This is a genomic window from Pseudomonas sp. WS 5146, assembly GCF_012985495.1.
Lineage (GTDB): Bacteria > Pseudomonadota > Gammaproteobacteria > Pseudomonadales > Pseudomonadaceae > Aquipseudomonas > Aquipseudomonas edaphica.
Window position 1 is genome coordinate 159,239 of the sequence record NZ_JAAQWL010000004.1, and the last position, 22,186, is coordinate 181,424.

Genomic DNA, 22,186 nt, shown 5'->3' on the forward strand with positions numbered 1-22,186 from the left:
TGCGCCGTCGGGTTCATGGACATAGTGGGTGCTGCAGAAAACTCTTGTTCTACTTATCGGCAAAACTGCGCCAGACTATAGCCCGTTAAGGCGAAAAGCCAATTCGGCCCGTTCCGGGCGTGTAGAACGCAAGTGATGATCGCGCCCCAATCATGGCAAACGAAACGACAGTTCCAAATACAAAACCCACCACCCTCGCCGCTTGGATCAAGCGCCTGGACGATGTGCTGCTGCCTGTTCCTCAGGCTAGTCACGAACGCGTGTGCAAGGCCATCCGCGACAGCCGCAGTTCATTGCGAGATATTGCCGAGCTGATGCAAAACAGCCCGGCACTGGTGCTCAGTGTGATGCGCGAGGCCAACAGCCAGGCGCACGGCAGCCTGTCGGGGCCGGCGGAAAACCTCGAGGTGGCGCTGAACCGCCTGGGTCTCAAACGCGCCGAAGAATTGCTCGCGCGCCTGCCCTCGGTGCCGGAAAAAGACATCCCGGTGGCTTTGCGCCAACTGTTGCTGATAAGCCAGCACGCCTCACAGCAAGCCAACGGTTTGTTCGCCAGCCGCCTGGCGCGGCTGTGGCAAGACATCCATTGGGGCAGCCTGCTGTTTCTGTCGCCACTGTGGCCGCTGGCCGTGGCCTACCCCAAACTCCTGGAAGAATGGGAACTGCGGGTCATCCACAAAGGCCAGTCGGCGCACAAGGTCGAGCAGGAACTGTTCGGTGTACGCCTGCTCGACTTGTGCCTTGGCCTGACCGAAGCCTGGCACCTGCCGATCTGGGTGTCCCAGGGCTACAACCTGCTGCTGACCGAGCAGCGCTTGCTGGTCAAGGCGCTGCACATCGCCCGCGAAGATGACGCGCTGCGCCAGCAGCAATTGCTCGATGCCGAACCCAACCTGCGGCGCTGGTTGAACCAACCCGCCAACACCGTGCTGCTGGCCAACGGCCTGGCGATGTCGGCCCAGGAATCCTGGACCTGCCCGCACACCGAGCGCTGGCAATACCTTACCGCGCTGTACCTGCAAGCGCCGCTGTGTGACGTGCAGCAGCAGGTTCACCAACAAGCGGTCACCAGCGCGCGCACCACCTTGATGCCGGACCTCTGGCACCCGGCGCTGTCGCTGATCTGGCCGTGGCATGTGCAGAAGGTCCATCGCGGCCTGCTGCCCGCACCGCCGCCCACTGCCGAAGCACTGGCCGTGTGGCGCAAGCGCTGCACCGAGTTGCTGGTCGAACCGAGCCGCTTTGCCAACGCCATGCACTTGACCACCTGCGCCAAGGAAGCCTTGGTCGCCAGTGGCATGCAGCGGGTGCTGCTCTTTATGGCCGACCGCGCCCTGAGTACCTTGCGTGTGCATCAGGCCGATGGCTTGCCCAAGGACGCTGCCAACCTGAGCCTCGACGTCGTCAACAGCACACTGCTGCAACGCTTGCTGGAAAAGTCCGCCCAGGTGCGCCTCACGCCAGACAATCACGCGCAATTTTCTGCGCTGCTGCCGCCGATCCTGCGCCGCTGGTTTACCGGTGAACACCTGTTGCTACGCTCTCTGAGCTGCAATGGCCGCGTGGTGATGCTGATGGTCGCCGACCAGGGCGGCGGGCCGTTCTCGGAAACCACCGTGCAGGCTTTTGGCAAAACCGCTCAATGCATCGAGAAAGCGCTGCACAGCTTTACCAACCGCAGCGCCTGATGCTTGCGCTACAATCGCTCTCTTTTATCACCAACATTTGTGCCCAGGAGACCTCACATGCCTGACTTCTCTGGCTTGCCGCTGGTGATCGAGTCCAGCGACCTGCTTGGTCGCCTGGATGCCGAACACTTGATTCTGGTGGACCTCACCAGTGCCGCCCGCTACGCCGAAGGGCATATCCCCGGCGCGCATTTCGTTGACCCCAAGCGCACCCAACTGGGCCAGCCGCCAGCACCCGGCTTGCTGCCGCACAAGGCCGACCTGGAAAAGCTGTTCGGCGAACTGGGCCACACCCCGGACGCCACTTACGTCGTCTATGACGACGAAGGTGGCGGCTGGGCCGGGCGGTTTATCTGGATGCTCGACGTGATCGGCCACCAGAAGTACCACTACCTGGATGGCGGCCTGCTGGCCTGGCTGGACGAAAAACACCCGGTATCCACCGAAGTGCCCGCCCCGGTTGGCGGCCCGGTCAGCCTTACGCTGCACGACGGCCCCACCGCCACCCGCGAATACCTGCAAAGCCGTCTCGGCGCCGCCGACCTGGGCATCTGGGACGCACGCGGCCCGCTGGAATATTCCGGCGAGAAAGTGCTCGCCGCCAAGGGTGGTCACATCCCCGGCGCCGTCAACTTCGAATGGACTGCCGGCATGGACAAGGCGCGCAACCTGCGTATCCGCCGCGACATGCCGCAGATCCTCGAAGACCTCGGGCTGACCCGCGACAAAGAAATCATCACCCACTGCCAGACTCACCACCGCTCTGGCTTCACCTACCTGGTGGCCAAGGCGCTCGGTTATCCGCGAGTCAAAGGTTATGCCGGTTCCTGGGGCGAATGGGGCAACCACCCCGACACCCCCGTCGAGATTTAAGGTTTAAGGACAGTTATGAAAAAGCAGTTGTTTATCCTCAGCCAGTACTTGCTGCCGCACCACTTGCTGTCGCGCCTGGCCGGCTGCATTGCCGAGTGCCGCGTGCGCTGGTTCAAGAATGCCTTCACGGCGTGGTTCGCCAAGCGCTATCAAGTGGACATGTCCCAGGCGCTGGTCGAAGACCTCACCGCCTACGAGCACTTCAATGCCTTCTTTACCCGCGCCCTGAAAGACGGCGCCCGCCCGCTGGATGAAACTCCAGGCGCGGTGCTGAGCCCAGCCGACGGCGCGGTCAGCCAGCTTGGCCCGATTGAACACGGTCGTGTGTTCCAGGCCAAAGGCCATAGCTTTAGCGTGCTGGAATTGCTCGGTGGTGATGCGGCGTTGGCTGCACCGTTCATGGGCGGTGATTTCGCCACTATTTACCTGTCACCGAAGGATTACCACCGCGTACACATGCCTTTGGCCGGTACGCTGCGTGAGATGGTCTACGTGCCGGGCCGGATTTTCTCGGTCAACCAGACCACCGCCGAAAACGTGCCGGAACTGTTTGCGCGCAACGAGCGTGTTGTCTGCCTGTTCGACACCGAACGCGGCCCGATGGCTGTGGTGTTGGTGGGCGCGATGATTGTGGCGTCGATTGAAACCGTATGGGCCGGGCTGGTCACGCCGCCGAAACGCGAGCTGAAAACCTTCCGCTACGACGAAGCCGCACGCGCGCCGATTCACTTGGAGAAAGGTGCTGAACTGGGCCGCTTCAAGCTGGGTTCGACCGCCATCGTGCTGTTCGGGCCGGATCAGGTGAAGTGGGCAGAGGAGTTGGTGGCGGGTACGCCGGTGCAGATGGGCCAGGGTATCGCACTGCCGAAAGCCTGATTTAAAGCTGATGCAAATCAAATGTGGGAGCCGGGCTTGCCCGCGATAGCGGCGTATCAGTCAATACTTCAATGACTGAACTATCGCTATCGCGGGCAAGCCCGGCTCCCACAGTTACTGCAATCTTGCAGTTAGATCGGCTTACAACTGCCCGTCGCGATCGCGAAAGCCCAGCAGATACAACACACCATCCAGCCCCAGCGTCGAAATCGCCTGCTTGGCCGATTGCTTGACCAGCGGCTTGGCACGGAACGCCACACCCAACCCGGCAATCGCCAGCATCGGCAAGTCATTGGCGCCGTCGCCGACCGCAATGGTCTGCTCCAGACGCAAACCTTCCTTGTGGGCCAATTCCTTCAGCAAGTCCGCCTTGCGCTGTGCGTCGACAATCGGCTCGACCGCCACGCCGGTCACTTTGCCATCCACCACTTCCAGCTCGTTGGCAAATACATAGTCAATGCCCAGCTTGGCCTGCAATTGCTTGGCGAAGTAGGTGAAACCGCCCGAGAGAATTGCAGTCTTGTAGCCCAGGCGCTTGAGTTCGGCAAACAAGGTTTCGGCGCCTTCGGTCAGGCGCAGCGAAGCACCGATCGAATCCAACACACTTACGTCCAAGCCCTTGAGCAGTGCCAGGCGCTCCTTGAAGCTGGCGCGAAAATCCAGCTCACCGGCCATGGCGCGCTCGGTGATTTCGGACACCTGCTCGCCCACACCGGCGGCCTTGGCCAGCTCGTCGATGACTTCGGCTTCGATCAGCGTGGAATCCATATCGAACACCGCCAGGCGGCGGTTACGGCGGAACAGCGAATCTTCCTGGAAGGCGATGTCGACATTCAGTTCCTGGGCCACGCTGAGGAACTCGGCGCGCAGGGCTTGCGGGTCGGCCGGCTCGCCGCGCACGGAGAACTCGATGCAGCCCTTGCCTTTGTCCGCCGGCGTGTCCAATGGCATACGACCCGACAGACGGTCGATGTGGTCGATATTCAAACCATATTGAGCGGTGATCGAGCTGACCCGCTGCAATTGTTCGGCGGTTACTTTGCGGGTCAGCAGGGTCACGATGTGGCGCTTTTTACCCTGGCCTTCGACCCAATGCTGGTAATCGGCTTCGGAAACCGGGGTGAAACGCACCTGCTGATCAAGCTTATACGCCGTAAACAGGATGTCTTTGAGCACCGACGAGGCCTGCTCGGTGCTGGGGATTTCCACCAGGATGCCGAACGACAGCGTGTCGTGGATCACCGCTTGGCCGATGTCGAGAATGTTCACACCACCCTGGGCCAGAACACCGGTAATGGCTGCGGTGAGACCCGGGCGGTCTTCGCCGGTGATGTTTATCAGGACAATTTCGCGCAAAGCGCACCCCCAGGCTGGAAAAAAACCGCATTCTACCCACTTTCAGTGACCATCGGGCACAGCGAGCGCTTTGCCGGTTCTAGGCCTGTCGCTATACTGCGCGTCAACTTCACGGACCAAGAGCCGAGCGCAAGTGAACCGGCCCACGCCAGTAAAAACCGATAACTTCTTCCTGCTGATCTTCCGGGCACTGCGCCACCGCCGTGTACCGATCGCATTACGCATCGCCAGCCATAACGTGATCCTGGTCGCTCTGGCCCTGGTGATCTACGCCTGCGTGATGGGTTTGCAGTTCAAGCAGGCCATGCACGAGCAAGCCGACGCCCTGGGCGAGAGCCTGACGACCCAGACCGCCACTTCGGCGACTGAGTTGCTGGTGTCCAACGACATCCTCAGCCTCAACGTGCTGCTCAATAACCTGACCAAGAACCCGCTGGTGGCCCACGCCGCCATCTACAGCGTGGACAACCGGATCATGGCCGAAGCCGGGCAGCGCCCGAAAAACGGCCTGCTGGGTGAAGCCGAAGGTCTGTATTCGAGCAATATTACGTTTCAGGATGTGAAGGCCGGGCAACTGCGCATCAGCCTCGACATGCAGCAATTCCAGCAGCCGATGACCATCAGCCTGCAAAGCATGGGCATCCTCAGCGCGATCCTGCTGGCACTGGCCCTGGCCCTGAGCTTGCGCCTGGGTCGGCATATCTCCACGCCGCTGATGCAACTGCGCATCTGGCTGCGCGATATCGACGAACACACCCCGGCCACCGACCGCCAGGACGAAATCGGCGACCTCGCCCGCCAGCTTCACGCCAGCTTCGCTCCCGAGCCGGTGGTGCCTGAGGTTGAACCCGAGCCTGAGTACGACGACACCGACTACGACGACGAGCCCGAGTTTGAAGTGCGCAACCTGCGTGACCCAGGCTTTGACGAAAGCGCGCCGGTGGCCGCCCTCAAGCCTGCACCACGCCAGGTGATCAAGGCCGAAGAAGACGAACTGGACGATGAAGACCCGTTCGCCGACCTGCGCGACACCTCGGCCGCCGCACCCGTTGTGGCCTCGCAACCTGCGCCGGTAAAAAATACCGAGCCGCAGCACAGCGCCGTACTGGCTGTGCAACTGGGTGCCCAGGACCAACTGCGTCGCCTGCCCCGTGCGCGCCTCACCGAATTGCTGGAGCGCTACCGCGACTGCCTCGACCAGGCTGCGTCGCTCTATCAGAGCGAGCTGCACACCCTGAACGACGGCAGCACGTTGATGCTGTTCCACAGCGAAGACAGCGGCGAAGACTACCTGACCAATGCCATCTGCTGCGGCGAGCTGCTGCGCGCCCTCGGCCATGCCTTGCAGATTGAAGTGGCCGACAGCGGCATTACCTTGCAGCTGCAACTTGGCCTGACCGTCGGAGACGATCTGTTCGGCATGAGCCAGATCGACCTGCTGCTTACCGAGATCGCCCAGGATGCGCTGGCCTTGTCCCAACACAGCCGCAACCTGCTGCTGGTGGAGCGCAAGATCAGTGAAGATGCGCTGATCCGCCAGCGCGCACGAATCCGCCCGATCGCCAGCCCTGAAGGCGCGAGCTGTGTGGAGCGGCTGATGGAGCCGTACCCGTCGATGCTCGAGCGGCAGTTGGCGCGCATGCATGAGACCCGTAACAAGCCCTGACAGCTGATCGTCCCCACGCTCCGCGTGGGAATGCATTCCGTGACGCTCTGCGTCACTGCTGCGCAGTGCTGACGGCGGGACGCGGAGCGTCCCAAGAGGCATTCCCACGCGTAGCGTGGGAACGATCAAATCGTAGACAACAAAAAGGCCCGCTGAGTAAGCGGGCCTTTTGTTTGGGCGCGATTCAGATCAGAACCTGAACACTTCCATATCCGTGCGAATCGGCGTGGCCATCGGCATCTTAGGCTTCTGCGGAGCTGACGGTTTGGCCTGGGACGGCGCTTGCTTGCGCGGCGCCTCGGCCACTGGCGGCTGGTTGGCCAATGGCTTGAGCGCCACCGACAACTGTTGCGCCAGATGCTGCAACAACACGCCCTGGGCCTGGACCTGGGACGCGGTGGTGCCGGTATGTTCTTCCTGCAGGTGCACGATGCGGTTATCGCGCACCTGGCCACGGCGGTCGATCAAGCGCCATTGGGCGTCAAGAATCGCCGGCTGCGAAGTACCCGAGTCAAGCCGCGTGATGGTTAGCAATACCTGCACGTCCGGGGTAAAACCCGCCGGCCCAGGTGCAAGCACCACACGCTGGCTGTCGAGATGGCCAGCCACCTGACGCAACATCAGCTGGTTGATATCGGACGACAAACTGCCCGCCCAACGACCATCGGTGGAACCTTGCAGGCTGCCGTCGTTCTGACGTTGAAGCAGGGTTTCGCGTTGCAGGTAATCAGCAACAACGACCGGGCCAAGCAAAACGGCCATGCCTGCGGTTTGCGCAGGCTGAGCCGGACTTCCGCTGTCCAGCTGGTACAGCGACACCGGTTGGTGTGTGCTGCAACCCGCCAGCCCCAAAAGGCCAGCGAGCATCAAAAATAAAGGAAGGCGTGGAGCAGTCATCATCCCATCCAGGTGGCTGCCACAAGGCGAACCACAATGTAATACTAAAAATAACCTAAACACGCTCGGCCACGCCGGCGCTGGAAAGGCCATATCATCCGTGAATATGCGCCCTGACTCCAGCGCGAAAGCGCCGATCTACGCGTTAAATCGTAGATCGAGCCCTCTAATCCGCCTTAAACAGGCGTTTCCACCAGCAAAGCATCCACGCGCTGGAAGCCACGCGGCAGTTTATTACCCCGTCGGCCACGCTCACCCTTGTAGTGTTCAAGGTCGTCGGGGCGCAGTGACAGCGTGCGCTTGCCAGCCTGGAGCACCAGGGTAGAGCCTTCCGGGATCACGGCGATGTCGGTCACGTACTCTTCGCGACTGGCCACGCGCTCCCCGGGAATCCCGATAATCTTGTTGCCCTTGCCTTTACCCAACTGCGGCAAATCGCTGATCTTGAACACCAGCAAACGCCCTTCGGTAGTCACCGACGCCAGCCAGTTGCTCTCGCGGTCCTCCACGGTGCGCGGCAGGATCACCTTGGCGTTGTTCGGCAAGCTCAACAACGCTTTGCCCGCCTTGTTCTTGGCCTGCAGGTCTTCACCCTTGACCACAAAACCGTAACCCGCGTCGGAGGCGATCACGTACAGCGAATCGTCATCCGGCAGCAGCACGCACTCGAAATTCGCCCCCGGTGGCGGTGTGAGACGCCCGGTCAGCGGTTCGCCTTGGCCACGTGCCGATGGCAAGGTGTGCGCCGGCACCGAATAGCTGCGCCCGGTGGAGTCGATAAACACCGCAAACTGGTTGGAACGCCCGGCCGCAGCGGTCTTGAAACCATCGCCAGCCTTGTACGAGAGGCCGGTGGCGTCAATATCATGCCCTTTGGCGGAACGAACCCAACCCTTTTCCGACAGAACGACGGTAATTTTCTCGTTAGGCAACAGTTCGGTTTCTGTCAGGGCTTTCGCTTCTGCGCGCTCGACGATTGGCGAGCGGCGATCATCGCCATAGGTTTCGGCGTCTTTGATCAGTTCGCTGCGCACCAGCTTCTTGAGCTTGGTTTCGCTACCCAACAGGGCTTGCAGCTTGGCTTGCTCCTTGAGCAGCGCGTCTTGCTCGTCGCGCAACTTCATCTCTTCGAGCCGCGCCAACTGACGCAAGCGGGTGTCGAGGATGTAGTCGGCCTGGATCTCGCTCAGTTCGAAACGCGCGATCAGCTCGGCTTTCGGGTGCTCGGCGGTGCGGATGATGTGGATCACTTCATCCAGGTTGAGGTAAGCGATCAGCAAACCATCCAACAGGTGCAGGCGGCGCTCAACCTTGTCGAGACGAAATTGCAGGCGGCGGCGCACGGTCTGTACGCGGAACTCCAGCCATTCCACCAGCAGGTTGCGCAGGTTTTTCAGCTGTGGCTTGCCGTCCAGGCCGATGATGTTGACGTTGACCCGGTAGCTGGACTCAAGGTCGGTGCTGGCGAACAGATGCTGCATCAGCACTTCGTGGTCGACCCGGCTGTTGGTCGGGATGATCACGATGCGGCAGGGGTTTTCGTGGTCGGACTCGTCACGCAAGTCAGCCACTTGCGGCAATTTCGACGGTTTGGCCTGCATCAGCGCGGCAATCTGCTCCAGCACCTTGGCACCGGACACCTGGTGCGGCAGTGCGGTGACAATAATGTCGCCGTCTTCAATGTGGTAAACCGCGCGCATGCGCACCGAGCCCTTGCCGGTCTCGTACATCTTCAGCAGGTCGGCACGCGGCGTGATGATTTCCGCTTCGGTCGGGTAATCCGGGCCTTGAATATGCTCGCAGAGCTGCTCGACCGTAGCTTTTGGCTCATCAAGCAAACGCACGCAGGCAGTCGCGACTTCGCGCAGGTTGTGCGGCGGCACATCAGTGGCCATGCCGACCGCGATGCCGGTGGTGCCATTGAGCAGTATATTCGGCAAACGCGCCGGCAACACCAGCGGTTCGTCCAAGGTGCCGTCAAAATTCGGCCCCCAGTTCGCAGTGCCCTGGCCCAACTCGCTCAGCAGCACTTCCGAGTAACGCGACAGGCGCGCCTCGGTGTAACGCATGGCGGCGAAGGACTTGGGATCATCCGGCGCACCCCAGTTACCCTGGCCATCCACCAAGGTGTAGCGGTAGCTGAACGGCTGGGCCATCAGCACCATGGCTTCGTAGCAGGCCGAGTCGCCGTGCGGGTGGAACTTACCAAGCACGTCACCGACAGTACGCGCCGATTTCTTGTGCTTGGAGTCTGCGTCCAGGCCCAACTCACTCATGGCGTAGATAATGCGCCGCTGCACGGGCTTCAGGCCGTCGCCGATATGCGGCAAGGCACGGTCCATGATCACGTACATGGAGTAGTTGAGGTAGGCATTTTCGGTGAAGTCAGCCAGCGATCGGCGTTCTACGCCATCTAAGCTGTCTGCGAGGATGTCACTCATGCGGGCCTCATCATTGTTTGGTCTGGCGCAGCAGCATGGTGCCGCTGCGCTGGGTAAATTCAAGTTGTTTCAATGCACTCATGCCCAACAGTACCTGCTCACCGCCCAAGCCCGGCGCTACCAGCGCGCGGACGTCCTGCAGGACAATATCGCCCAGCTTCAGGCGATCAAGGCTGGTGCGGTAGCCCTGGCTACGCCCATTGGCGGTGCTCAAGGTCACGGGCAGGCCGCGCTTGAGCCCGAGGCGGTCGGCCAATTCGGCCGGCACCGCCACATCGGTCGCGCCGGTGTCGAGCATAAACTCCACCGGCGATCCGTTGATCTGGCCGCTGGCGACAAAATGCCCTTGGCCGTTGCCCAGCAATTTTACTTCGATGTAACCCTCATGCTGCTCTGAGGTCACCACCGCATTGGGGTTTTCCTGACGCGCTTCCCACTGCCCAAAAAAACGCGTGGCCAAAAACAGCCCGGCGCCCCATGCCACGAACATCAGTACACGTCCGGCACGTTTGCCGGGCGGCGCTGCCGTCATGGTTGGGCGCCCCAGCCACCGGCCGGCGCGGCAAAACGATAGACCACCGGGCGTTTTTCACCGTCGGCACGCGGGCCAAAATTATTGTCGATACCCAACCACACACCTTCGGCATCCACCACCAGGGCTTCGGCCAAGCCATAAGGCTGGGCATAACGCCGGTTCGGTGTCAGGGTTTCGTCGGCAAACGACCAGCACAGCTCGACTTTGGCCGTGACCGCATCGCGCCGGCAAATCTGGAACGCATTGCGCTCCAGGGTAAACAGCTTGCCGTTGAACAGCGCCAGGTCGGCAAAGTCCTTGGACACCGCCTTGGCGTTGGTGAACTGTGCCGGTTGCACTTCCTGGCCGGCCTCGCTCAGCAACACACAGGGCCCATCGCAATCCCACACGCTCTGGCCACGCTTGATCGAGATCAACCCTCGTCGCTCTCGCTCGGCGGCCAGCCAGATCTGATTGCCTTCGGGGTTGATCGCCAAACCTTCGAACAAGGCATTGAAGTGCAGCAACATCCCACTGGCCCGCGCTTCGCGGACCATGCCCGGAGCAATCCTCAACCATTGCGGCGCACCGTTCACCGGCACTTGCAGCACCGCCGCATGGGCTTCACTGACAATGTAGCGGTTGCCGGCGGCGTCACAGGTGATGCCTTCAAAATCCAGGTCGCCGCCACGAATGAACGATGCAGCCTTGGTGCGCGAGCGCAGCCCCCAAGGCAGGCCGGACTCGGGCACCGGTGGCACCTCGATCTTCACGGTTTCGGCCTTCCAGGTCGGCGCGCTGATATCGAGGCGGTAAATCTGGTCGTCATCGCGGTCGGAAACCGTCCACAGGCCCTGGCCACACAGCGCCAGGCCCGACAGGTTGCCACCGCGCATGCCGTCCACCAGGTGTTCGGAGACCAGTTTAAGCTCAGCCACGGGCGCGGCCACCCCTTGGGTGGCCACCAACCCGCTCAACATCAGGATCGCCAGGGCGAAACCTGTGCGCATCAGCCCAGCACCTCGGCCAGGTTACCCTTGGACTCCAGCCAGGCTTTGCGGTCCGGCGCACGCTTCTTCGCCAGCAGCATGTCCATCATTTCCGACGTGCCGGCGAAGTCTTCCAGGGTCAACTGCACCAGGCGGCGAGTGTTCGGGTCCATGGTGGTTTCGCGCAACTGCGGCGGGTTCATCTCACCCAGGCCTTTGAATCGCGTGACCTGTGGCTTGCCGCGTTTCTTCTCGGCCACCAGGCGGTCGAGGATGCCATCGCGCTCGGCTTCGTCCAGGGCGTAGAAAATCTCTTTGCCCAGGTCGATACGGTACAAGGGCGGCATGGCGACGTAGACGTGGCCGGCATCCACCAACGGGCGGAAGTGCTGCACAAACAGTGCGCAGAGCAACGTGGCGATGTGCAGGCCGTCGGAGTCGGCGTCGGCGAGGATGCAGATCTTGCCGTAGCGCAGCTGGCTCATGTCCGCCGCGCCCGGGTCTACACCAATTGCAACGGCGATGTTGTGCACTTCCTGGCTGGCCAGGACTTCGCTGCCGTCGACTTCCCAGGTGTTGAGGATCTTGCCGCGCAACGGCAGGATCGCCTGGAACTCTTTGTCCCGCGCTTGCTTGGCGGAACCGCCGGCGGAGTCACCTTCGACCAGAAACAGCTCGGAGCGCATCGGGTCTTGCCCGGCGCAATCGGCCAATTTGCCTGGGAGTGCCGGGCCTTGGGTGATGCGCTTGCGCTCGACTTTCTTGCTGGCCTTCAGGCGACGACCGGCGTTGTTGATCGCCAGCTCCGCCAGGGCCAGGCCCAGTTCCGGGTGCTCGTTGAGCCATAGGCTGAACGCGTCCTTGACCACACCGGAGACAAACGCCGCCGCCTCGCGGGACGACAAACGCTCTTTGGTCTGGCCGGAGAACTGCGGCTCCTGCATCTTCATCGACAGCACGAACGCGATGCGCTCCCACACGTCTTCCGGCGCCAGCTTCACACCGCGCGGCAACAGGCTGCGGTATTCGCAGAACTCGCGCATGGCGTCCAGCAAACCCTGGCGCAAACCGTTGACGTGGGTGCCGCCCTGGGCGGTGGGGATCAGGTTGACGTAGCTTTCCTGCACGCTGTCGCCACCTTCGGGCAACCACAGCAGCGCCCAGTCGACGGCTTCTTTATTCCCCGCCAGGCTGCCGCAGAACGGCTCGTTAGGCAGGCGTTCAAAGTCGCTGACCGAGTCTTCCAGGTAGGAGCGCAGGCCATCTTCGTAGTGCCATTCGACCTTTTCGCCGGTGCCTTTGTCTTCAAAGCTGACCAGCAGGCCCGGGCACAATACCGCCTTGGCCTTGAGTACATGCTTGAGGCGGCTGATGGAGAATTTTGGCGAATCGAAGTATTTCGGGTCCGGCGCGAAGTACACGCTGGTGCCGGTGTTGCGCTTGCCAACGGTACCGACGACCTCCAGGTCGGTGGCTTTGTAGCCATCGGCAAAGGTCATCTGGTACTCGTTGCCGTCACGCTTGACCTTGACCCGCACCAGGGTCGACAGGGCGTTGACCACGGATATACCCACACCGTGCAAGCCACCGGAGAACTGGTAGTTCTTGTTGGAGAACTTGCCGCCCGCATGGAGCTTGGTAAGGATCAGCTCGACGCCCGACACACCCTCTTCCGGGTGAATGTCCACCGGCATGCCGCGACCATCGTCGGACACTTCCAGGGAATGGTCGGCGTGGAGGATGACTTGTACCGACTTGGCATGCCCGGCCAAGGCTTCGTCGACGCTGTTGTCGATGACTTCCTGGGCAAGGTGGTTCGGCCGACTGGTGTCGGTGTACATGCCGGGGCGTTTGCGCACCGGGTCGAGGCCCGAGAGGACTTCGATGGCGTCGGCGTTATAAGAGCTAGCGCTGGGAGTGGCCATGGGGTCTCGTCGTGAGTCGTTCGATTAAAAAGTGCCCCTGGACTTTACAGTGCTGCAAAGTCGAAGGATTGATACTGATCTGCGCCAATGCCGGCAAAACTCAACATGGCCGGCAATTGCTGGGCGAACCCCTGGTAACCATGGTCGCCACCGGCCTGGATGCGCAAGGCACAGGCCCGGTAATACTGCTGGGCGAGGCGATAATCCAGGGTTTCATCCCCGGTCTGCAACCACACTTGATAACGCGCGGCATCCTGGGGCGCCGGCACTTCCAGTTCGGCCAGGGCCGTGACGTGGTCGTGGGTCAGCTCCCAGGTTTCATCGGTGTAGAGGTTCTTCTGGGTGCCCAGGTAACCGTCAAACATCCGATGCGGGCTGACCGCCGGGTTCACCAGCAGCGCCTTGAGGCCATGGCGTTCGGCAAGATGGGTTGCATAGTAGCCGCCGAGTGAGCTTCCCACCAGCAGCGGCCGCCCCAGTTCCGCAATGGCCTCTTCCAATTGAGGAATCGCCTGACGCGGGTGGTGATGCAGGGCCGGCACACGCAATTGGTCGCTCAACCCGAGGCTGTCCATCACGGTGCTCAACTGGGTTGCCTTGTTGGACGCAGGCGCGCTGTTGAAACCGTGGATATATAGAATCGACGCGGACATGCCGGGCTCTCCGTGCATCAGCCAAAGAGGCGCAGTTTACAGGGAATACAGGCAGAAGCGGATCGAATGTGGGAGCTGGCTTGCCTGCGATGGCGGCGGATCAGTTAGCTATTGATTAACTGGCCCACCGCTATCGCAGGCAAGCCAGCTCCCACATTTTGATCAGTGTTTGCAGGGTTTAATAGCCGTTGCTGCCGTAATCGACGGTAAATTCGAATCCTTTTACCCGCTCCACGCCCGTCTCCAACCGTCCGTCGGCATGCAATCGCAGCCAGCGATACCCCGGTGCCTGCTCGCTGACCTTGAAGTCCTCGCTGCCCGGCGCGAACTGGATACAGGTGGACGGCGACGCCAGCAGGCGCACGTCGTTGCGCTCACGGTCGATTTCCTGGTGCACATGGCCCCACAGCACCGCTTTTACCTGTGGGAAACGGTCGAGTACGGCAAACAGGGCTTCAGGGTTGCGCAGGCCGATGGGCTCCATCCACGCACAACCGATGGACACCGGATGATGGTGAAAACACACCAGATGATGACGGTTTGGCGCCTCGCTCAGGGCTTGGGCGAGCAATTGCAATTGCGAATCCTGCAAATAACCGGGGACCGAGCCCGGAACCGCCGAATCCAGCAGGGTGACGCGCCAATTGCCGATATCGACCACCGGCTCGAGCAAATCGCTGTGCACCGCCGCGTGGGCCATGATCTGCGGCTCGTCGTGGTTGCCAGGAATCCAGCGCGCCGGCGCGTCGATCTGCCGAGTCAGGTCGCGAAATAGCTGGTAAGACTCAAGCGTGCCGTCCTGGGACAAGTCTCCAGTGGCCAGCACCAAATCGATCTGCGGCTGTTGCTCGCGCACCAAACCAATCACCCGCTGCAGGCTGTCGCGGGTGTTCATGCCCAGCAGCGAACCGTCGGCCTCGGCAAACAGGTGGCTGTCGGACAACTGCACCAGCAGCACCGACGCATCAGGGTTCACAGCGGATACGCTCGGCAAGGCGCTCTCCCAAGGCAATCACAGGAATGGATAGGTAGCGCGATTATGCTGGGGCAGGACACAAAGAGGAAAGACGCAGTTCACATCTAGCGCACGACTTCGAATTCATGGCCCAGGGCCAGGCAGTGACTCAACCATTCGCCGAGGAACACATTGAGTTGTGCTTTCTCATCGGGCTGGTGCATGAACACATTCGGATAAGGATAGATGCTGCGAAAGCGTCGCGCGTGTTCTGCGCTGATGACTTCGGCCATGCGCGCATCGTGATACACCTGAACCTCCAGCTGCGGCACCGGCAGCCAGGGCAGGCTGTGCTCCTGGCGCACCCGCAGGGTGGTGGTGTACGGGCAGTTGACGATGACCTCAAGGGTCAGCACGCCCAGCATCTGGTCGCCATGGGTCACGGCAATACGCCGCGCCTCAGGCGCGTGACGCATGTCGGGGAGCAGGCGCATCAGCCGCGCATAATTGGCCTCGCAGGCGGCTTGCAGCCCGATCAGGTCAACCCGGTATCGTTCCCGTGCCTTTACTGCCATAACCCCCTCACTTCCGCGCGATTAAGCGCAAGCCATTGCAGGGCGATAATGCTGGCTGCGTTGGAAATTTTGCCGTCACGCACCGCTTGCAGGGCATCTTCAAAGGCCCAGGGGGTGACGCGGATATCTTCTGCTTCTTCTTCCAGTCCATGGACGCCACCTGCACCTGAGCTGTCGCAACGACCGAGGTACAAGTGCACGAATTCGGTACTGCCACCGGGCGACGGGAAATATTTGGTGATCGGCCACAGCGCAGAGAACGTAAGGCCAGCTTCCTCCTCGGCTTCGCGGTGTGCAACCTCCTCCGGTTGTTCGTCCTTATCAATCAGCCCCGCGACCATTTCCACCAGCCACGGGTTGCCGGTACGGCCCATGGCGCCGATACGGAACTGCTCGATCAACACCACTTCATCGCGCTGCGGGTCGTAGGGCAGCACGCACACCGCGTCATGACGCACAAAGACTTCACGATTGATCACCCGGCTCATGCCGCCATCGAACTTCTCGTGGCGCAGTTGCACGCGATCAAGCTGGTAAAAGCCCTTATAGGCATTGTCGCGCTGAACGATCTCGATGGTGTTCGGCGTCGATTTGGCAATGTCCGTCATATCCTTCCTCGTTACGCAGGTGCAATTCGCGCCATCCTAACGCGCCCATGGCCCTTGATGCAGCCCCTTTCCGGTTGCCGGGATAGACGGCGGACGTCAAACTCACTCTAATCAGCTTAGTGGCGAACTGACGGCTTTGTTCGCAGTCGAAGCGCTACTCTTTTTCGCTTTCCATCGATTTCCGAAGGACGCACATGTCGCTTTTAAAAATCGCCTCCGTGGCCTGTATTGCCTTGACTCTGGGCGCTTGCCAGAGCCTGTTCCAGCCCAGCTACCTCAAGCCCCTGGACACCAAGCCGGACACTTCCGAACAAATCAAACCCGGCTGCAACAGCCCGGAATGCCCACTGGTGAACATCGACACCGTGCACTTCCCCAGCGAGCCGCAGTTGGACAGCATTGTTGAGCAACGCCTGCTGCAAATGACCCGCACCACGCCCGGCGCCAGCGTGCCGCCGACCCTGAATGCCTACCGCGACAAGTTCCTGCGCGAGTCGCCGAACCGCAACAGCATGTACTTGCAAGCCAAGGTACGTGAGCAGCATGACGGACTGGTGATCGTTGAAGTGTCCAGTTATCTGGATACCGGCACCGCCCACGGCGCGCCCGGCCGCGGTTTCATTAACTATTCACGCCTGCTGCACAAAGAGCTGAGCCTGGCCGACATGTTGCTGCCGGGCCAGGAACAGGCGTTCTGGAACACCGCGAAAGTCGCCCACAACAGCTGGCTGATCAATTCGCAGATGGACCGCGACCCGGAGTTCGTGAAGAGCTGGCCGTTCCAGAAAACCCCGAACGTGGCCCTGACCAGCGCCGGTGTGGTGCTCAAGTACAACGTGAGCACCATCGCCCCTTACGCATTGGGGCTGATCGAAATGACCATCCCCTACGCGCGCCTCACCGGCGTGCTCAAGCCTGAGCTGATGCCTGCGCGCCACTGACCGCACGCCCTAACACCAGCTGTAACAACCCTGCCAGTACCAGTGCCGGCAGGGTTGCGCCGATATCCGGATACAGGTTGGCCAGCACGTGATAGGTGGCGATGCCACCCAGCCAGGCCACCAGCGCCGGCCAATGCAGGTTGGCAACCGTGCCCTGGCCACGCCGGCGCAGGATAAAGTGATCCACCAGCACCACGCCAAACAGCGGCGCAAACACCGAGCCGATCAGCAGCAGGAAGTTCTGATACTGCGCCAGCGGCGCCAGGCAGGCGATCAAGGTGCAGATCACACCGATGACCAAGGCCAGGTGCTCGACCTTCAAGCGCAACAGAATCCCGCTGGACACCGCCGCCGAGTGAATATCGGCAAAGGCGTTTTCCGACTCGTCCAACAGGATCAGCAGCAACGGAATGCCCAAGCCAGCACCGGCCAGCGCCAGCAACAGCGCATTCACTTCACCACTGGGCGCAAACGCCAGGGTGTAGGCCACGCCCAGGCTCATCAGCCAGAAGTTACCGATAAAGAAGCCCAACGCCGTACCGCCGAACACGCTTTTGGCGCGCTGGCCGAAGCGTGAGTAGTCGGCGATAAGCGGCAACCACGACAGCGGCATGGCGATGGCAATATCAAAGCCCACCGCAAACGGCATCGAGCCGTCACCGGACTTGGCCCACAACGCCGTGAAGTCAGCCTTGGCGAACAGGTTCCAGGTCAGCCACAGGCAGGCGGCGAGCAGCAGCCAGATGCCCCATTTACGCAGGATCTGGCGCACGAATGTCAGCGGCCCGCTGACCGCCAGCAACGTCGCCAAGCCTCCGAAAAACAGGGTCCACAGCAATGGGCTGGCGAGCAGGCTGCCCTCGCTGAACGCGCGGGTGCCCAGCAAGCTGGCGGCGTCGCGCATCACGATGATCTCGAACGAGCCCCAGCCGACCAGTTGTAAAAGGTTCAGCAGTGCCGGCAGGCTCGCGCCCTTGGCGCCGAGGCTGAGTTTGAGCGCGGCCATGGCGGACAGGCCGGTGTCGCTGCCGATCACACCGACGGCGGCCAGCAGCAACACACCGACCAGCGTGCCGAGAAAAATCGCCAGCAACGAGCCGGACAAGCCCAGGCCCGGCGCGAGCAAGGCGCCGGTTTGCAGGACCATCAGGCCGATGCCAAGGGAGAACCACAGGGAGAACAGGTCGCGGGCGCCGAACACGCGTTTGTCAGCCGGCACCGCGATTTCAGGAGAGTAAGTACTCGGTTGAATGCTCAAGGGTGTTATCTCTGAGGGACATGATCGTTCCCACGCTCTGCGTGGGAATGCCGCTAAGGACGCTCTGCGTCCGCCTTTGTGACGCAGAGCGTCACGGGATGCATTCCCACGCTGAGCGTGGGAACGATCGTGGATGTCAGACCTTCTTGTACAGCTGACTGCCTTCCTGCTTGAACCGCTCCGCCTGCTCGGCCAAGCCCTTGGCCACGTCCACATCCACCGCTTCAATGCGTTGGTTGGCGGCGTACTCGCGTACTTCCTGGGTAATCTTCATCGAGCAGAATTTCGGCCCGCACATCGAACAGAAGTGCGCGACCTTGGCCGAGTCCTTCGGCAAGGTTTCATCGTGATACGAACGCGCGGTGTCAGGGTCCAGGCCGAGGTTGAACTGGTCTTCCCAGCGGAACTCGAAGCGCGCCTTGCTCAAGGCGTTGTCACGAATCTGCGCGCCCGGATGCCCCTTGGCCAAGTCCGCAGCGTGCGCGGCGATCTTGTAGGTGATGATCCCGGTCTTCACGTCATCCTTGTTCGGCAAACCCAAGTGTTCCTTGGGCGTGACATAGCAGAGCATGGCGCAACCGAACCAGCCGATCATCGCCGCACCGATACCCGAGGTGATGTGGTCGTAGCCCGGTGCGATGTCGGTGGTCAGCGGGCCGAGGGTGTAGAACGGCGCCTCGTCGCAGCATTCGAGCTGCTTGTCCATGTTCTCCTTGATCAACTGCATCGGCACGTGGCCCGGGCCTTCGATCATGGTTTGCACGTCGTGCTTCCAGGCGATTTTGGTCAGCTCGCCGAGAGTTTCCAGTTCGCCGAATTGCGCAGCATCGTTGGCGTCGGCAATCGAGCCTGGACGCAAGCCGTCGCCAAGGGAGAAGCTGACGTCATAGGCCTTCATGATTTCGCAGATTTCGTCGAAATGCGTGTAGGTAAAGTTCTCTTTGTGGTGCGCCAGGCACCACTTGGCCATGATCGAACCGCCACGGGACACGATGCCGGTCACGCGTTTGGCAGTCAGCGGCACATAGCGCAGCAGCACGCCTGCGTGGATGGTGAAGTAGTCGACGCCCTGCTCGGCCTGTTCGATCAGGGTGTCGCGGAACAGCTCCCACGTCAGGTCTTCGGCGGCGCCGCCGACTTTTTCCAAGGCTTGATAGATCGGAACGGTGCCAATCGGCACCGGCGAGTTGCGGATGATCCACTCGCGGGTTTCGTGGATGTGCTTGCCAGTGGACAGGTCCATCACCGTGTCCGAACCCCAGCGAATGCCCCAGGTCAGTTTCGCCACTTCTTCTTCAATGGACGAACCCAACGCACTGTTGCCGATATTGCCGTTGATCTTCACCAGGAAGTTACGGCCGATGATCATTGGCTCCAGTTCGGTGTGGTTGATGTTGGCCGGGATAATCGCGCGGCCACGGGCGATTTCTTCGCGCACAAACTCAGGCGTGATGATTTTCGGCACGCTGGCGCCGAAGCTGTGACCGGCGTGCTGCTGGTCGAGCAGGCCACTGGCACGGGCTTCTTCAAGCTTCATGTTTTCGCGGATGGCGACGTATTCCATCTCGGCGGTAATGATGCCTTTGCGCGCGTAGTGCATCTGCGTGACGTTGGCACCTGCCTTGGCGCGGCGCGGGTTCTTCACGTGCGCAAAGCGCAGTGCGGTGAGCTCAGCATCGCTGAGGCGCTGTTGGCCAAAGTGCGAACTCAGGCCGGACAGGCGCTCGGTGTCGCCACGCACTTCGATCCACGGCGAACGCACATCACCCAGGCCTTTGCGCACGTCAATGATGACGTTGGGGTCGGTGTACGGGCCGGAGGTGTCGTACACCACCACCGGTGCGTTGATTTCACCGCCGAAATCGGTGGGCGTCACGTCCAGGCTGATTTCACGCATCGGCACACGAATGTCCGGGCGAGTGCCTTGCACGTAGATTTTTTGCGAGCGGGTAAACGGCTGCACGGAGCCGGAGTCGACTTTGGCCGATTCACTCAGGTGCACGGTATTTTTTAATTTTTGGCTTTTTAATTCAGTGCTCATCACGGGCTCTCCAACTTATCCAGGCGGTGGATTTTTGTCGGAGCGAACCTGTGACGGATGGACGCACTGAAACCAGTGCTGTGCAAGGCACGAGCGCTGTTCGATTGTCGAACAACATCCCGGACGAAGCACAAGAGGACTCGCCGGGTGACGAGAAATCTTGTTCCCTACGCAGGCGTTAACCTGATCAGGTTCAACGGGATCCGGTATTTACCGATCTCAGCCTTCCAACAAGGCACCCCGACAAGAACGCGGCCAGTCTAGACCATGGTGTGGGCAAATTGCCAATAGCGGTGTATTCAGCGTGATGAATGGCGTGATTGCGGGATTGTTGCGCGGGGTCAGCGCCACTACACTCGGGCGTCGTCACAATGCTTGACGCCAGGAATGGCCAGCCTTAGCCTTGGGCGCTTAATTACAGTCGTAATATTCACACTAGGGATCGCCTCATGCTGCGCAAACTCTCACTGGCTCTTGCCGTGTCTTGTGCGACCAATGGAATGGTCTGGGCAGCTGAAGCGCCCTTGTCCGCCAAAACCGACTTGGTCAGCGTCTACCAGGAAGCGGTGAACAACAACGCCGACCTGGCCGCCGCCCGCGCTCAATATGGCGCGCAAAAAGAAGTGGTGCCCCAGGCTCGCGCCGGTTTGCTGCCGAACCTGTCGGCCGGCGCCGACAGCAATAACGTGCGCACCCAGATCGACCAACCGGCAGCCACCGTCAACCGTGACGCGCACTCCTGGCGTGCAACCTTGAGCCAGCCGCTGTTCCGCGCTGATCGCTGGTTCCAGCTGCAAGCCGCCGAAGCCGTCAACGAACAAGCTTCGCTGCAACTCTCGGCGACTGAACAGAACCTGATCCTGCAAAGCGCCGAAAGCTACTTCGCCGTGCTGCGCGCCCAGGACAACCTGGCGTCGACCAAGGCCGAAGAAAACGCCTTCAAGCGCCAGCTCGACCAGTCCAACGAACGCTTTGATGTAGGCCTGTCGGACAAGACCGACGTGCTGCAATCCCAGGCCAGCTACGACACAGCCCGCGCCAACCGCATCGTCGCCCAACGCCAGGTGGACGACGCCTTTGAGGCGCTGATCACGCTGACCAACCGCCAATACAACGCGATCCAGGGCATCGTGCACACGCTGCCGGTGCTGCCACCGGCGCCGAATGACGCCAAATCCTGGGTCGAAACCGCCGGCCGCCAAAACTTGAACTTGCTGGCCAGCAACTACGCCGTGACCGCTGCCGAAGAAACCCTGCGCCAGCGCAAGGCCGGCCACTTGCCGACCCTCGACGCCGTGGCGCAATACGAAAAAGGCGACAACGACGCGCTGGGTTTCAGCAACCCGAACCAATTGCCCGTGCCGTACGGTGGTGATGTGTCTCAGCGCACCATCGGCCTGCGCCTGAATATCCCGATCTACAGCGGCGGTTTGACCAGCTCGCAAGTGCGCGAATCCTATTCACGCCTCGACCAGACTGAACAGCAACGCGAAGGCCTGCGCCGCCAGGTGGTGGAAAACACCCGTAATCTGCACCGCGCGGTGAACACCGATGTGGAACAGGTGCAGGCGCGCCGCCAGTCGATCATCTCCAACCAGAGCGCGGTGGAAGCCACGGAAATCGGCTATCAAGTGGGTACGCGCAATATCGTCGATGTGCTGGATTCACAACGCCAGCTGTACTCGTCGGTGCGCAACTACAACAACAGCCGCTACGACTACATCCTCGACAACCTGCGCTTGAAGCAGGCGGCGGGCACGCTCAGCCCTGGGGATTTACAGGACCTGACGCGTTACCTCAAGGCTGACTACAACCCGGACAAGGATTTTCTGCCGCCGGATCTGGCCAAGGCCGCCGCCGAGCAGCTCAAAGCCCGCCCCGGGTATTAACAACACAGCAAAACCAATGTGGGAGCTGGCTTGTGTGGGAG

At 61.2% G+C, this 22,186-nt stretch carries 18 protein-coding genes and 1 riboswitch; of the genes, 6 read left to right on the forward strand and 12 right to left on the reverse strand.

All coding sequences use genetic code 11. The annotated features are described in order from the left end of the window. Positions 1-152: 152 nt before the first annotated feature. From HBO41_RS12990 to asd, 3 genes are read left to right on the forward strand one after another with little or no spacing between them, the layout of a single operon-like run. Positions 153-1,688: an HDOD domain-containing protein gene (locus HBO41_RS12990; RefSeq protein WP_017138473.1), complete on the forward strand. Its 1,536-nt coding sequence runs from the start codon at positions 153-155 to the stop codon at positions 1,686-1,688. Positions 1,689-1,745: 57 nt separating this feature from the next. Continuing rightward, entirely contained in the window at positions 1,746-2,561 is an 816-nt protein-coding gene (rhdA, locus tag HBO41_RS12995; RefSeq protein ID WP_138453340.1) for a thiosulfate sulfurtransferase, read from the forward strand. Between the two features lie 15 nt (positions 2,562-2,576). Continuing rightward, positions 2,577-3,437: an archaetidylserine decarboxylase gene (gene asd / locus HBO41_RS13000; RefSeq protein ID WP_017138475.1), complete on the forward strand. Its 861-nt coding sequence runs from the start codon at positions 2,577-2,579 to the stop codon at positions 3,435-3,437. A 141-nt stretch (positions 3,438-3,578) separates the two neighbouring features. Here asd and serB read toward each other — a convergent pair whose 3' ends face one another. Continuing rightward, positions 3,579-4,793, reverse strand: coding sequence for a phosphoserine phosphatase SerB (serB, locus tag HBO41_RS13005; protein ID WP_017138476.1), 1,215 nt, complete (start codon positions 4,791-4,793; stop codon positions 3,579-3,581). A gap of 133 nt (positions 4,794-4,926) precedes the next feature. Here serB and HBO41_RS13010 point away from each other — a divergent pair, with 133 nt between their 5' ends. After that, positions 4,927-6,459: an AhpA/YtjB family protein gene (locus HBO41_RS13010; RefSeq protein WP_099548089.1), complete on the forward strand. Its 1,533-nt coding sequence runs from the start codon at positions 4,927-4,929 to the stop codon at positions 6,457-6,459. 189 nt (positions 6,460-6,648) lie between these two features. Here HBO41_RS13010 and HBO41_RS13020 read toward each other — a convergent pair whose 3' ends face one another. The 9 genes from HBO41_RS13020 to HBO41_RS13060 form a co-directional block, all read right to left on the reverse strand. Beyond that, positions 6,649-7,356, reverse strand: a complete 708-nt coding sequence (locus tag HBO41_RS13020; RefSeq protein WP_026013799.1) for a membrane integrity-associated transporter subunit PqiC — start codon at positions 7,354-7,356, stop codon at positions 6,649-6,651. 176 nt (positions 7,357-7,532) lie between these two features. Further along, the gene (gene parC / locus HBO41_RS13025) at positions 7,533-9,797 is read right to left on the reverse strand and encodes a DNA topoisomerase IV subunit A (protein WP_017138479.1); all 2,265 of its coding nucleotides are present in this window, start codon (positions 9,795-9,797) and stop codon (positions 7,533-7,535) included. 10 nt (positions 9,798-9,807) lie between these two features. Further along, the gene (locus HBO41_RS13030) at positions 9,808-10,329 is read right to left on the reverse strand and encodes a TIGR02281 family clan AA aspartic protease (protein WP_017138480.1); all 522 of its coding nucleotides are present in this window, start codon (positions 10,327-10,329) and stop codon (positions 9,808-9,810) included. Next, on the reverse strand, positions 10,326-11,321 hold the full coding sequence (locus HBO41_RS13035; protein ID WP_169986537.1) for an esterase-like activity of phytase family protein: 996 nt from the start codon (positions 11,319-11,321) through the stop codon (positions 10,326-10,328). Before HBO41_RS13035 ends, HBO41_RS13030 begins: the two co-directional genes overlap by 4 nt. Continuing rightward, the gene (gene parE / locus HBO41_RS13040; RefSeq protein ID WP_099548087.1) at positions 11,321-13,225 is read right to left on the reverse strand and encodes a DNA topoisomerase IV subunit B; all 1,905 of its coding nucleotides are present in this window, start codon (positions 13,223-13,225) and stop codon (positions 11,321-11,323) included. Before parE ends, HBO41_RS13035 begins: the two co-directional genes overlap by 1 nt. 44 nt (positions 13,226-13,269) lie before the next feature. Then, complete coding sequence (locus HBO41_RS13045; RefSeq protein WP_099548086.1) at positions 13,270-13,878, reverse strand: YqiA/YcfP family alpha/beta fold hydrolase; 609 nt, start codon at positions 13,876-13,878, stop codon at positions 13,270-13,272. Between the two features lie 178 nt (positions 13,879-14,056). Beyond that, a complete protein-coding gene (gene cpdA / locus HBO41_RS13050; RefSeq protein ID WP_099548085.1) occupies positions 14,057-14,872 on the reverse strand; it encodes a 3',5'-cyclic-AMP phosphodiesterase in 816 nt (271 codons plus the stop codon). Positions 14,873-14,958: 86 nt separating this feature from the next. Next, positions 14,959-15,408 (reverse strand): DUF1249 domain-containing protein, encoded by a 450-nt coding sequence (locus HBO41_RS13055; RefSeq protein WP_017138485.1) that lies wholly within the window; start codon positions 15,406-15,408, stop codon positions 14,959-14,961. Next, positions 15,399-16,016, reverse strand: a complete 618-nt coding sequence (locus HBO41_RS13060; protein WP_017138486.1) for an NUDIX domain-containing protein — start codon at positions 16,014-16,016, stop codon at positions 15,399-15,401. The genes HBO41_RS13055 and HBO41_RS13060 overlap by 10 nt, the downstream gene beginning before the upstream one ends. Positions 16,017-16,210: 194 nt before the next feature. On the opposite strand from HBO41_RS13060, the gene HBO41_RS13065 reads away from it, so the two are divergent. Further along, positions 16,211-16,957, forward strand: coding sequence for an RsiV family protein (locus HBO41_RS13065; RefSeq protein ID WP_017138487.1), 747 nt, complete (start codon positions 16,211-16,213; stop codon positions 16,955-16,957). Here the strand turns inward: HBO41_RS13065 and cytX are convergent. Together cytX and thiC are read right to left on the reverse strand one after the other, a co-directional pair. After that, positions 16,926-18,215, reverse strand: a complete 1,290-nt coding sequence (cytX, locus tag HBO41_RS13070) for a putative hydroxymethylpyrimidine transporter CytX (RefSeq protein WP_169986539.1) — start codon at positions 18,213-18,215, stop codon at positions 16,926-16,928. The genes HBO41_RS13065 and cytX overlap by 32 nt on opposite strands. 136 nt (positions 18,216-18,351) lie before the next feature. Next, positions 18,352-20,256: a phosphomethylpyrimidine synthase ThiC gene (thiC, locus tag HBO41_RS13075; protein WP_138453474.1), complete on the reverse strand. Its 1,905-nt coding sequence runs from the start codon at positions 20,254-20,256 to the stop codon at positions 18,352-18,354. Positions 20,257-20,403: 147 nt separating this feature from the next. Beyond that, positions 20,404-20,509, reverse strand: a riboswitch (TPP riboswitch). A gap of 196 nt (positions 20,510-20,705) precedes the next feature. Here thiC and HBO41_RS13080 point away from each other — a divergent pair. Beyond that, positions 20,706-22,145, forward strand: coding sequence for a TolC family outer membrane protein (locus HBO41_RS13080; protein ID WP_026013800.1), 1,440 nt, complete (start codon positions 20,706-20,708; stop codon positions 22,143-22,145). Positions 22,146-22,186: the final 41 nt, after the last annotated feature.

What these genes read in the sequence shown, in the direction of transcription:
- HBO41_RS12990 (WP_017138473.1), top strand. Translation starts at nt 153, where the DNA reads ATGGCAAACGAAACGACAGTTCCAAATACAAAACCCACCACCCTCGCC.
- rhdA (WP_138453340.1), top strand. Translation starts at nt 1,746, where the DNA reads ATGCCTGACTTCTCTGGCTTGCCGCTGGTGATCGAGTCCAGCGACCTG.
- asd (WP_017138475.1), top strand. Translation starts at nt 2,577, where the DNA reads ATGAAAAAGCAGTTGTTTATCCTCAGCCAGTACTTGCTGCCGCACCAC.
- HBO41_RS13020 (WP_026013799.1), bottom strand. Translation starts at nt 7,356, where the DNA reads ATGACTGCTCCACGCCTTCCTTTATTTTTGATGCTCGCTGGCCTTTTG.
- parC (WP_017138479.1), bottom strand. Translation starts at nt 9,797, where the DNA reads ATGAGTGACATCCTCGCAGACAGCTTAGATGGCGTAGAACGCCGATCG.
- HBO41_RS13030 (WP_017138480.1), bottom strand. Translation starts at nt 10,329, where the DNA reads ATGACGGCAGCGCCGCCCGGCAAACGTGCCGGACGTGTACTGATGTTC.
- HBO41_RS13035 (WP_169986537.1), bottom strand. Translation starts at nt 11,321, where the DNA reads ATGCGCACAGGTTTCGCCCTGGCGATCCTGATGTTGAGCGGGTTGGTG.
- parE (WP_099548087.1), bottom strand. Translation starts at nt 13,225, where the DNA reads ATGGCCACTCCCAGCGCTAGCTCTTATAACGCCGACGCCATCGAAGTC.
- HBO41_RS13045 (WP_099548086.1), bottom strand. Translation starts at nt 13,878, where the DNA reads ATGTCCGCGTCGATTCTATATATCCACGGTTTCAACAGCGCGCCTGCG.
- HBO41_RS13055 (WP_017138485.1), bottom strand. Translation starts at nt 15,408, where the DNA reads ATGGCAGTAAAGGCACGGGAACGATACCGGGTTGACCTGATCGGGCTG.
- HBO41_RS13060 (WP_017138486.1), bottom strand. Translation starts at nt 16,016, where the DNA reads ATGACGGACATTGCCAAATCGACGCCGAACACCATCGAGATCGTTCAG.
- HBO41_RS13065 (WP_017138487.1), top strand. Translation starts at nt 16,211, where the DNA reads ATGTCGCTTTTAAAAATCGCCTCCGTGGCCTGTATTGCCTTGACTCTG.
- thiC (WP_138453474.1), bottom strand. Translation starts at nt 20,256, where the DNA reads ATGAGCACTGAATTAAAAAGCCAAAAATTAAAAAATACCGTGCACCTG.
- HBO41_RS13080 (WP_026013800.1), top strand. Translation starts at nt 20,706, where the DNA reads ATGCTGCGCAAACTCTCACTGGCTCTTGCCGTGTCTTGTGCGACCAAT.